Genomic DNA, 11,030 nt, shown 5'->3' with positions numbered 1-11,030 from the left:
GGCCTGTGTGCACAGGCCTCTCGTATCCGTGTGGTACTCACCGAACCGGCGGAAAAATGTTGACCCCGCAGGTTGGGCAAGGGCTTGCTGCCTTGTCAGGAAGGCGATTCGGGCGCAGCGGGCTCGATCAGGCAGTGGCTTGATTCATCGCCTGATGCGGCTCCTGGTCAGGACAGTTGGTCAGGACGGCTGGGACCACCAGCCCTGCTGCCCCTGGCCCTGCTGGCCCTGCTCGTCCTTGTCGGACTCGGAAACCCGCGGATCCACGCGGGTTTCGTCGGCTGCCTCGGCGGCCGGCTGCTCCGGCTGCGGCGCCGGCGGCGCTTCGGCGGCCGGGGTCTCCTCGGCCGGCCAGGACTGCTCGCCCTGCTGCCAGGACTGCTGAGCCTCCGGCTGCACCTGCTCCGTTGCGCCCTGCTGCCAGGAAGGAGCCTCGGGCTCGGCCTGACCCGCGTCGGACTGCGGCGCGGACCACTCCTGCTGTCCCTGCTGGCCGTAGTCCTGACCGCTCCACTGCTGCTGTCCGGCGTCGCCGCCGCTCCACTGCTGCTCTTGCGGCCACTGCTGGCCCTGCTCCTGGCCGGGCCACTGCTGCTGGCCCTCGGCGCTCCACGCCTGGGTCGGCTCGGCGTGCTGGCCCTCAGCGGACCATCCCTGCTCACCAGCCTGGCGCTGAGCCTCGGCCTCACCGGCCGACCAGGCCTGCTGCTCGCCCTGGTTCCAGGCCTGCTCCTGCGGCCACTGCTGCTCGCCGCCCTGCGCAGCTGCGTACCCACCGGCTGCACCCGCGGCCGCTCCACCGGCAGCCGCTGCGCCGTAAGCGCCGTACTGCCCCTGGCCCTGGTCCTGGCCGTACTGCCCGTACTGCTGGCCCTGCGGCTGGCCGTAGCCACCCTGCTGGCCGTACTGACCCTGCTGGCCCTGTTGGCCGTACTGCTGCTGGCCGTACTGGCCCTGCGGGGCGAACTGGCCCTGCTTCGGCGCGCGAACCGGCGCCGGGAGGGACTGGTAGGTCTTCAGGATGTAGAGCCCGGCAGCGCCGTACAGCGCGAGGCCACCGAGGGCGTAGATGAAGCCGACGATCTTCAGGCCGGCGGTGCTGGTCTCGGCGAACCCGGCGAACGCCGTGATCAGGCCGAGCAGCACGACCACGCCGGTGATGACCAGCGCGGCCAGCGTGACGGTGCGCGCGTTCGGAGTGCGCTCGCCGAGCTCGTTGACCAGCCAGACCGAGCCGACCAGCGAGAGAAGGATCACCAGCGCGGTGAGTCCGGGCGGAGTGAGCGTGCCCTGCACGCCTCCGGCGGCCGCGGTGAAGCCGGCGCCGCCGACGAACAGGCGAATCAGCGAAGCCAGCGCGATCAGGCCGGCGAAAGCGAGCAGGATGTACGCGACCGGCTCTCTGAGCTTCTTGGTTGCGTCGGTGACCACGAGGGCTCCTCGGGATGTTGGGGGCCGTACAAACAGCTGTGCGGTTGGTTATGACCCACCGCAGCATAGTCGTGCGGTGGTCCGACGCATTGACGACTCGTGCAGACTCTTCTCATGCGATTGACAGTGCTGGCCGGTGGCATCGGCGGTTCCACCTTCCTGCGCGGCCTGCTCAAGGCCCGCCCGGACGCCGAGATCACCGTGGTGGGGAACACCGCGGACGACATCACCTTGTTCGGACTGCGGGTCTGTCCCGACCTGGACACCGTGATGTACACCCTCGGCGGCGGCATCTCGGCCGAACGCGGCTGGGGCCGGGAGGACGAGACCTGGGTGATCAAGGAGGAGCTCGCCGCGTACGGCGTGGAGCCGACCTGGTTCGGTCTCGGCGACCGGGACGTGGCCACCCACCTGGTCCGCACCCAGATGCTCGACGCCGGCTACGGGCTGACCGCGGTCACCGAGGCGCTGTGCGAGCGCTGGAAGCTCCCGGTGCGGCTGCTGCCGATGAGCGACGACCGGATCGAGACCCACGTCGTGGTGGACGACCCGGACAACCCCGGCCGGCGCAAGGCGATCCACTTCCAGGAGTACTGGGTCCGCCTGCACGCCGAGGTCCCGGCGCACCAGATCGTCGCGGTCGGCCAGGAGAAGGCCAAGCCGGCCCCGGGTGTCCTCGATGCGATCGCCGACTGCGACGTACTGATCATTCCGCCGTCGAACCCGGTGGTCTCGGTCGGCACCATCCTCGGCGTCCCCGGGATCCGGGACGCGGTCCGGGAGACGTCCGCCCCGGTCATCGGGCTGTCGCCGATCATCGGCACCGGCCCGGTCCGTGGCATGGCGGACAAGGTGCTGGCGGCGGTCGGCGTCGCGTCCACCGCCTCGGCCGTGGCCCGGTACTACGGTTCCCGTGCGTCGGGCGGCGTACTGGACGGCTGGCTGATCGACACCTCGGACGCGATCCAGGCCGACTCGATCGCCGGCGCCGGAATTCACGTCCAGGCGGTGCCGTTGTGGATGACTGACGAGACCAAGACCGCCGCGATGGCCAATGCGGCGCTGAACCTCGCGGAGGCCGTCCGGCGATGAGGAAGCACCTGGAGATCTACCCGGTCATCGGGCTGCCCGAGGTGGTGGCCGGCGCCGACCTGGCGGCGCTGATCGGCGACGAGGCGGACCTGCGCGACGGCGACGTCGTCTCGGTCACCTCCAAGATCGTCAGCAAGGCCGAGGGCCGGCTCACCACCGCGACCCGTCACGAGGCGGTCGACGCCGAGCTGGTCCGGGTCGTCGCCCAGCGCGGCGAGACCCGCATCGTGCAGACCCGGCACGGCCTGGTGATGGCAGCCGCCGGCACCGACACGTCCAACACGGCGCCCGGCACGGTCCTGCTGCTCCCGGTCGACCCTGACGCGTCTGCGCGGGCGCTGCGAGCAGCACTGAAGGAGCGGTACGACGTGAACGTCGGGGTGATCATCACCGACACCCTCGGCCGCCCGTGGCGCAACGGCCAGACCGACCTGGCCATCGGCGCCGCCGGAGTGCGCGTCGTGGAGGACCTGCGCGGTACGACGGACAGCCACGGCAACGTCCTCGCGGTCACCGAGCCGGCGCTGGCCGACGAGATCGCCAGTGCGAGCGAGCTGGTCAAGGGCAAGGCCGACGGCGTGCCGGTCGCCGTACTGCGCGGCCTCGGGGACGTCGTACTCCCGATCGGCGAGGACGGACCGGGCGCACGGGCGCTGGTGCGGGACGCCGAGTTCGACATGTTCAGCCTGGGGACGCGTGAGGCCGCGCGGGCCGCCGTACTGGAGCGGACCGCTCCGGCCGGTCCGCGGGAGGTGGACCCGGCGCTGTGGGCCGGGCTGCTGGACGACGTCGAGGACATTCACCTCGAGCTGCTTGACAACGCTGTCACGGTGTTCGGGGACGAGCCGGTCGCCGTCGGGGTGATCGCCGAGCGGCTCGCCGTACTGCTCCATGCCGAGGGGTACGGCGTGCACGTCCGGACCGGGCCGGGCAGTGAGGCCACGATCACGTTCGGCTCACGGTCGAAGTAGTTTTCTAGGCAACCTCTCAGGGTCGGTGCGTACACTGCCTTCGCACGGCGGCGTCTTGGCCGCCCCGACCCGGGAAGACGAACACTGTGGGTAAAGCGTCGTCGCAGAAGCAGTCGCGCCGCCAGATGATCGAGAAGATGCAGCGGGACCAGGCGCGGTCCGACCGCAACCGGACGATCCTCATCGTGGTGGCGTCGATCATCGTCGGACTGGCCATCATCGCCTACCCGGCGATCCGGCTGATCCAGGACTCCCGGACCAAGAACCAGGCGATCGCCGAGCTCGGCGTCGACGTCGGCGCCGCCTCCTGCGACAAGATCATCGACGACCCGGCCTCCGGCACCCAGGACCACAAGCCGGATGGCGAGGCCATCGCCTACCCGGTCTCGCCGCCGTCGTCCGGCCCGCACTACGCCGTCTGGGCGCCGTTCGGGAAGAAGTTCTACACCGTCGACGACCGCCCCGCGGTGCCGAACCTGGTGCACAACCTGGAGCACGGCTACACGATCCTGTGGTACCGCGACACGCTCCCCAAGGACCAGATCGACCTGATCGAGAAGATCTCCAAGGCGAAGCTGCCCGACTCCTCGATGGGCAAGTTCATCGCCGCCCCGTTCAAGGAGTCCGAGGGCAAGGCCTGGCCCGAGGGCAAGAACGTCGCCTTCTCGCACTGGAGCGGCAACGCCGCCGGCCAAACCACCGCCTTCGGCCACCGCCAGTTCTGCAGCTCGGTCTCCGGCACCGCGCTTCAGCAGTTCATGGACAAGTACCCCGCCTCCGACGCCCAGGAACCCAACGGCGGCTGACCGCAGTTCGCTCACCAGCCGCCGCCGAAGGCCCCGTCCAAAGGACACCGCCCTCGGCGGCGGCTGCGTTTCGCCTTTGACGGGGCGCACAGCCTGGATCGGCCCTCAGGCCCTAGGCGGAGCCAACTGCGGACACAGGTAGTCGGACACCGCCTTTGGCGGGCCGCAGAGCGTGGATCCACACCCAGCTGATCGGCGAGTGGGCAGCGCCTGCATGTGTGCCAACAACTGTGGCTAGCCCCAGGAAGACGGGGCCTTGAACAAGTTATTGCTTGTGCATGGCCCCGAGTTCCTGTCTCCCCCTAGGCTCGTCGGCGCTGCGCCACCAGCACCTCAACGCCAACTGCCGGGCCCTTGAACACCCACCGGCTGCCGTGAACAAGCAATAACCTGTTCACGGCCCCAATACGCCCGCAACGACAGTTGCCGGCAGCAACCCAGTCCCCGACAACCACGCCACCCCGCCCACCTTGATCGGTGCCAGCCAAACCCCGGTCGGGCTGCCTGCGGTTGTCTCGCCGACCGCCTGAGGACGACTCCAGGCCCGGCGGCCCGCCGAAGGCGCAACAAACAGCCGCCGTCGGAGGCGGTGTCCGTTGGACGGTGGCCCTCGGCGGCGGCTGTTCTGGCGTGCTCAGATGTAGCGGTGGGCGTGGTCGGATTGGACTTGGGCTACCAGGTCTTTGATGCGTTCGCCATCGGCCAGGGGGCAGACCATGGTGACGTCGTGGGTGTGGACGATGATGTGGCCGCGGAGGCCGACGGCGGCGACGAGGTGGTTGGGGTCGTCGGTGACGATGATGTTGTCGTGGGAGTCGAGCAGGCAGCTCAGCGTGGTGCCGTCGGTGCGGTTGCCGCAGGCATCTACGTCGTACGTGCCGGCCAGCGCGGCCCAGGAGCCGACGTCGAGCCAGCGCACGGGCATGGGTACGACGACCACGTCGGCGTCGACCTTGCCCTGGGAGGCGGGTTCCATCACGGCGTAGTCGACGCTGATCTTGCGCAGCTGCGGGTAGATCTCGGCCAGCGTCGCGTCGCGGGTCGCGGTGTCCCAGACGGAGGCGACCTGGCGGAGCTGGGCGGCGGACTCGGGCAGCAGGTCGTCGAGGACGCTGAGCACGGTCTCGGCCCGCCAGACGAACATTCCGGAGTTCCACCAGAACCGCCCGGTGGCGAGGTACTCCTCGGCGGTGGCCCGGTCCGGCTTCTCGCGGAACCGGTCGACGACGTACGCCGAGGTGCCGTCGATGGCGTCGCCGCGCTCGACGTACCCGAGGCCGGTGTGCGGGTGGGTCGGCTCGATCCCGAACGTCACCAGTGACCGGGGTCGTTGTTCGACGAGCTCGAAGCCGCTGGCGATCGCGGCGCGGAACTCCTCTTCGGGGGTGATCAGGTGGTCGGACCCGACGATCGCGAGTACGGCGTCCGGGTCGTTGCGGGCGACCACCGCGGAGGCGAGGCCGACCGCGTTCGCGGTGTCGCGGCCGACCGGCTCGCCGATGATGTTGTGCTCGCCGAGCTCGGGGATCTGCTCGCGGACCAGGTCGGTGTGCGCGGCGACCGTGCACACGTAGATGTTCGCGGGGTCGACGAGCCCTTGCAGGCGGTTGTACGCCACCCGCAGCAGCGAGTTGCCGGCCGCCAGGGGCAGCACCTGCTTGGGTTTGTCGGCCCGCGACAGCGGCCACAGCCGCGTCCCCGAACCGCCGGCCAGGATCACCACGTTTCGCATGAGGAGAGACCCTACCGGTCCTCGCCAGGCGGAGACACAGACCGGGCCGCCTCCGACGACGGAGAACCGTGGGCGTCGCCGGGTGGTGGGGAAGGGTGGGCGTCACCGGGTGCTGAGGCACGGTGGGCGTCGCCGGGTGGTGGGGACGGGTGGGCGTCGCTGGGTGGAGTGGGGTGGGCGTGGGTGGGTGGCGACGGGCGGGGGTCGGGGGGTGGGGGTAGGCGGAGGTGGGACAGGTCGGGTGGGACTGGGGTGGTGGGGCGCCAGAAGGCTTCGGACTCGCCGTCCAACGCGGTGGCGGGGGCGTCGGTGAGGCGGAAGCGGTCTCGGAGGCGGCCGTAGAAGTCGGTTGGGCCCAGGCGGACCAGGCGGAGGCGCCGGGGCGAGCCGTAGACGCCGATCCAGTCGCCCGGGTCGAGTACGCCCCGCAGCTGCCCGTCGATGCTGACCGCGGCCTGCCCGGAGTGCGGGAGGACGCGCAGCCCGATCGACTCGTCCGGCGCCGCGACGACGGACCGGTTGAAGGTCATGTGCGGCGCAACCGGAGTGAACACGATCGCCTCGGTGCTCGGCGACAGGATCGGCCCACCGGCGGCGAAGCTGTACGCCGTCGACCCAGTCGGAGTCGCCACGATCACAGCATCGGCCGAGTACGACGCCAGCAGCCGCCCGGACAGGTACACACCAAGCGCCACCTGGTGATCCCGCGCCAGCTTCTCCAGTACGACGTCGTTCAAAGCGGTCACGTCCAGCGCGACCCCCCAGCCGTCGCCCTCGGTGCTCTCCGGCCGGACTGTCGGCGGCGGCAGCGACGGACCGTGTCCGTACCGCAGCAGCGACTCGATCCCGCTCGGGATCTCCAGCGGCCGGGACGCCCGCATGGTCAGCGTCATCCGCTCCTCGATGGTGGCGCCGCCGTGGTGCACCGCCTCGAGCGCCTCCTCCACGTCCCGGCACGCCACCTCGGTCAGGAAGCCGACCTTGCCGAGGTCCACGCCCAGTACGGCGGCGTCGTTCTTGGCCGCGATCCGCGCACCCCGCAGGAACGTCCCGTCGCCACCGAGCGTGACAACGAGGTCCGGGTCCCCGGCGTGGTGTAGCTCGTCCATGCCGCTGCGCCGGTCCTCGTGCGCCTTCCACACGTCGATGTCGGTGCACCCGATCCCATGCCGGCTCGCCCACTCCCGCACGGTCCCGGCCGTCTGCACGGCCACCGGACGCCCTTCGTGAACAACAAGCCCCAGCCTGCGCACAGGCACGACAGTCCTCCTCCGCACGATTACTGCCTCAACGGTAGTCGCCGTCCGGAGGCTGACCGCGGCGCTGTCGAGCCAGGTGCACCGGCACCCGGTCCCAGTCTGGCCGCACCCCGGAGACTACTGCTCCGGTGATTCTGCTCTCGCGGCGCTGATGATCGGGTCCGTCTCGTCGTCGAACTCCCCGATCACCTCCTCCAGCAGGTCCTCCAGCGCCACCACCCCGAGCGGCTCGTCCTGCTCCTGTACGACGGCCAGTTGCGCACGGCGATCGCGCATCGTCCGGATCGCCGTCGCGACCGGGGTGTCGGCGGGCAACTGCAGCGGTGGGGTCATCAGGTCGGAGGCGCGCAGCGTCGTCCCGCTGCCGGTGGTCGCGCGGGCCGCGTCGCGGACGTGCACGATGCCGCAGATCGTCGTACCCGAGCTGACGACCGCGAGGCGGGAGCGGCCTTCGCGCAGGCTGGCGACCTCGACCTCGCGGGCGGAAGCGCCGGAGGGGACGGTGCTGAGCTGCGCGATCGGCGTCATCACCTGGACGACCGTGGTGTTCTGCAGGGCGAGCATCGCGGTGAGCAGCTCGTGCTCGGGCTCTTCGAGCGTGCCGTGCTCGCGGGACGCCTCGATCAGCAGCCGGAGCTCGGCCGGGCCGTGGGCGCTGGCCAGCTCCTGCTGCGGAGTCACCTTGAGCGCCCGGACGCAGGCGTTGGCAAGCCAGTTGAGGACGACCAGCAGCGGCCGGAAGACGAACGTGAACCCGCGGAACGGCCAGGCGAGCAGCTGCGCGGAACGCTCGGGGTTGCTGATCGCCCAGGACTTCGGGGCCATCTCGCCGAGCAGGACGTGCAGCAGGCCGATGCCGCCGACAGCGATGATCAGCGCGATCACGTGGCCGACGTTCTCGGGCAGGCCGATCAGCTCGAAGAGCGGGTGCAGCAGGTGCGCGACCGCGGGTTCGCTCAGCGAGCCCAGGCCGAGGGTGCAGAGGGTGATGCCGAGCTGGGCGCCGGCCAGCATCAGCGACAGCTCGCTCACGCCGGCAATCGCGGCCCGGGCGCTGCGGCTGCCGGCCGCGGCGGCCTCCTCGAGCCGGTGCCGCTTCGACGCGACCAGGGCGAACTCGGCGGCGACGAAGAACCCGTTCAGGATCAGCAGCAAGACCGAGATGAGCAGGGCGACCGGCGTACTCATGTCACTCGCTCCAGGACGACGATGCCCGGCACGTGCCGCTCGATGCTCTGCACGGTCAGCTGGACGATCTCCGGCGGCACCGGCCGGCCGTCGTGGTCGAACCGCCGGGGCAGCTCCACCATCACGTCGTCACCGACCACCGGAACCCGGCCGAGCAGCGCCATCACCAGGCCCGACACCGTCTCGTAGTCGTCACTGTCCGGAAGCTGGATCCCGGTCGCCTCCGCGACCTCGTCGAGCCGCCAGCGGGCCGGCAGCACCCAGGACCCGTTCGCGCCCTGCTCCAGCCCGGTCTCCGGCAGGTCGTCCTCGTCCCGGATCTCCCCGACCAGCTCCTCCGCGATGTCCTCCAGCGACACGATCCCGGCGAACCCGCCGTACTCGTCCACCACGATCGCGAGCTGGCGGTGCGTCGCCCGCAGCCGTTCCAGTACGACGGGTAGCGGCAGGGTGTCCGGTACGACGACCGGCGGCGACGCCAGCGAGCCCGCGTTGACCTGGTCCCGCTCGGCCGGGTCGACCCCGACCACGTCGGCGATCGCGACCACGCCGACCACCTCGTCGACCGACGCGGCGATCACCGGGAACCGGCTGTGCCCGGTGTCGAGCAGCTCGACCACACGGGTCAGCGGGTCGTCCTGGTGCACGGTGACCACGTCGACGCGCGGCTTCATCGCCTCGCCGGCGGTCCGGCCGCGGAAGTCCAGACCGCGGTCGAGCAGCCGCATGGTGTCCTCGTCCAGCAGGCCCTGCTCGTAGGAGGTGACGATGATCCGGTCGAGCTCCTGGGCGGTGGCGCCTTGCGGCAGCTCCTCGACCGGATCGACGCCGACCCGGCGCAGGATCCGGTTCGAGGTCGAGTCGAACACCCGGATCAGCGGACCGGCCACCGCCAGGTACATCAGCGTGGACCGGGACAGCCGCAGCGCGATCGCCTCGGCCTTCGCGATCGCCAGGTTCTTCGGCGCCAGCTCGCCGAGCACCATCTGGATGATCGTTGCCGCGAGCAACGCGAGGATCACCGCGATGGACAGGCTGACGGTCTCCGGCACGCCGGCGTTGCCGAGGACGTGGGCCAGGCCTTCGCCGAGGTAGGGCTCGGCGACGTACCCGGCCAGCAGCGCCGTGATGGTGATCCCGATCTGCGCGCCGGACAGCACGAACGACAGCCGCGCCGTCACCTTCAGCGCCCGGCCGGCCGCCGCGTCACCGGCGTCGGCCAGCGACTGCAGCCGGCTGCGGTCGACCGCGACGTAGGAGAACTCCTGCGCGACGAAGTAGCCGGTGGCAACGGTCAGCACCAGGATGAGGCCCAGGCCGGCCAGGATCAGCATGCATTGACTTTAGGAGAACTCCAGGCTTTGGAGAACCGCGGGGTCGGTGACGTCGAGGCCTTCTTCGGCGGCCTTGCTGTACCACTTCATCGCTTCGGCGTCGCGGCCCTCGGCGGTCTGGCCGTCGCCGGCGGGGTCAACCGCCTGATCTCACCGCGCATCGACGTACGACTCATGCCACCCCGATCGCCCCAGCCGCGCCATCAGGACTTAGGTAAGCCCTGACTTCCGGCGTGGCCCCGCGCCCGGGGCTGATCGAGGGTGGACGGTCAGACGCTGCTCGGCTTCTCCGCGTCGTCGTCGGCCGGTTTCGGCTGGTCGGACTCGGCGGTCGCCTTCTTGAACTCGACCATCGCGCGGGCCGCGTTCCGGCTGAGCTCGGGCAGCTTCTTCGCGCCGAACAGCAGCACCACGATGATCAGGATGACGACCCATTCGCCGCCCTGGGGCAGCTCGAGCAGTGGAACCATGGCTGGCCTTCTTTCCGGAAATCCCCCGCCACGGTATGCCGGTGCGCGAACCGTAGGGTGGGCCATATGTCACGAGTTCTGCCGGAACTTTTCGCCGCCGCGGTCCGCCGCGACGGCGGCGCCCCGTTCCTCACCTACTACGACGACGCGACCGGTGAGCGGATCGAGCTCAGCGCCGTCACCACCGCGAACTGGGTCGCCAAGACCGCCAACCTGCTGGTCGACGAGTACGACCTGGAGGCCGGCGAGACGGTCGCGATCGGGCTGCCGCCGCACTGGCTCGGCGTCGTCTGGGCGCTGTCGGCCTGGTCGGCCGGGGCCGCCCTCACCAGCGGCACCGGAGCGCTCGCGATCACCGGGCCGGACTTCGCAATCCGCGGCGAGCGGGAGACGGTAGCGTCCGCGCTGCTGCCGCTCGGCGGCCGGTTCCGCGAGCCGCTGCCGGACGGCGTGCACGACTACGGCGCCGAGGTCTACAACCACCCGGACGTGTTCGTCCCGTTCGATCCACCGTCGCCGTCGTCACCGGCGTACGACGACCGGACGCACGAGGACCTGATCAGTACGGCGGAACCGGTCGCGGACCGGATCCTGGTCACCCGCGACCTGGTCAGTGCCGACGGTGTGGGTCTGCTGGTCGGCGTGATCGCCGGGGGTGGTTCGATCGTGCTGTGCCGCAACCTGGACGAGTCGAAGCTGGAGCGGCGGATGTCGGACGAGAAGGTCGATCGAGTGGTGGAGGACTGA

Annotated in this window: 10 protein-coding genes; 4 read left to right on the top strand and 6 right to left on the bottom strand. The window is 70.5% G+C overall.

What is annotated here, in order from left to right:
* Positions 1-180 precede the first annotated feature (180 nt).
* Entirely contained in the window at positions 181-1,431 is a 1,251-nt protein-coding gene (locus ACWCOV_RS30590; protein ID WP_449832796.1) for a hypothetical protein, read from the bottom strand.
* Between the two features lie 114 nt (positions 1,432-1,545).
* Here ACWCOV_RS30590 and cofD point away from each other — a divergent pair, with 114 nt between their 5' ends.
* The 3 genes from cofD to ACWCOV_RS30575 all read left to right on the top strand — a co-directional run bounded on the left by cofD (position 1,546) and on the right by ACWCOV_RS30575 (position 4,300).
* Positions 1,546-2,523, top strand: a complete 978-nt coding sequence (gene cofD, locus ACWCOV_RS30585; RefSeq protein WP_449832795.1) for a 2-phospho-L-lactate transferase — start codon at positions 1,546-1,548, stop codon at positions 2,521-2,523.
* Positions 2,520-3,494 carry a coenzyme F420-0:L-glutamate ligase gene (locus tag ACWCOV_RS30580; protein ID WP_449832794.1) on the top strand — a complete coding sequence of 325 codons (975 nt, stop codon included), beginning with the start codon at positions 2,520-2,522 and terminating at the stop codon, positions 3,492-3,494. The genes cofD and ACWCOV_RS30580 overlap by 4 nt, the downstream gene beginning before the upstream one ends.
* Before the next feature lie 125 nt (positions 3,495-3,619).
* Positions 3,620-4,300, top strand: coding sequence for a DUF3105 domain-containing protein (locus tag ACWCOV_RS30575; protein ID WP_449832793.1), 681 nt, complete (start codon positions 3,620-3,622; stop codon positions 4,298-4,300).
* A 634-nt stretch (positions 4,301-4,934) separates the two neighbouring features.
* Here ACWCOV_RS30575 and ACWCOV_RS30570 read toward each other — a convergent pair.
* The 5 genes from ACWCOV_RS30570 to tatA form a co-directional block, all read right to left on the bottom strand.
* A complete protein-coding gene (locus ACWCOV_RS30570; RefSeq protein WP_449832792.1) occupies positions 4,935-6,032 on the bottom strand; it encodes a mannose-1-phosphate guanylyltransferase in 1,098 nt (365 codons plus the stop codon).
* A gap of 11 nt (positions 6,033-6,043) precedes the next feature.
* A complete protein-coding gene (locus ACWCOV_RS30565; RefSeq protein WP_449832791.1) occupies positions 6,044-7,291 on the bottom strand; it encodes an NAD(+)/NADH kinase in 1,248 nt (415 codons plus the stop codon).
* A 117-nt stretch (positions 7,292-7,408) separates the two neighbouring features.
* A complete protein-coding gene (locus ACWCOV_RS30560) occupies positions 7,409-8,479 on the bottom strand; it encodes a hemolysin family protein (protein ID WP_449832790.1) in 1,071 nt (356 codons plus the stop codon).
* Positions 8,476-9,813, bottom strand: coding sequence for a hemolysin family protein (locus tag ACWCOV_RS30555; protein ID WP_449832789.1), 1,338 nt, complete (start codon positions 9,811-9,813; stop codon positions 8,476-8,478). Before ACWCOV_RS30555 ends, ACWCOV_RS30560 begins: the two co-directional genes overlap by 4 nt.
* Before the next feature lie 269 nt (positions 9,814-10,082).
* Positions 10,083-10,283 (bottom strand): twin-arginine translocase TatA/TatE family subunit, encoded by a 201-nt coding sequence (gene tatA / locus ACWCOV_RS30550; RefSeq protein WP_449832788.1) that lies wholly within the window; start codon positions 10,281-10,283, stop codon positions 10,083-10,085.
* 66 nt (positions 10,284-10,349) lie between these two features.
* Here tatA and ACWCOV_RS30545 point away from each other — a divergent pair, with 66 nt between their 5' ends.
* Positions 10,350-11,030 carry a TIGR03089 family protein gene (locus ACWCOV_RS30545; protein ID WP_449832787.1) on the top strand — a complete coding sequence of 227 codons (681 nt, stop codon included), beginning with the start codon at positions 10,350-10,352 and terminating at the stop codon, positions 11,028-11,030.

The organism is Kribbella sp. NPDC002412, from assembly GCF_053592935.1.
This window is presented reverse-complemented; position numbering and strand designations above follow the sequence as displayed.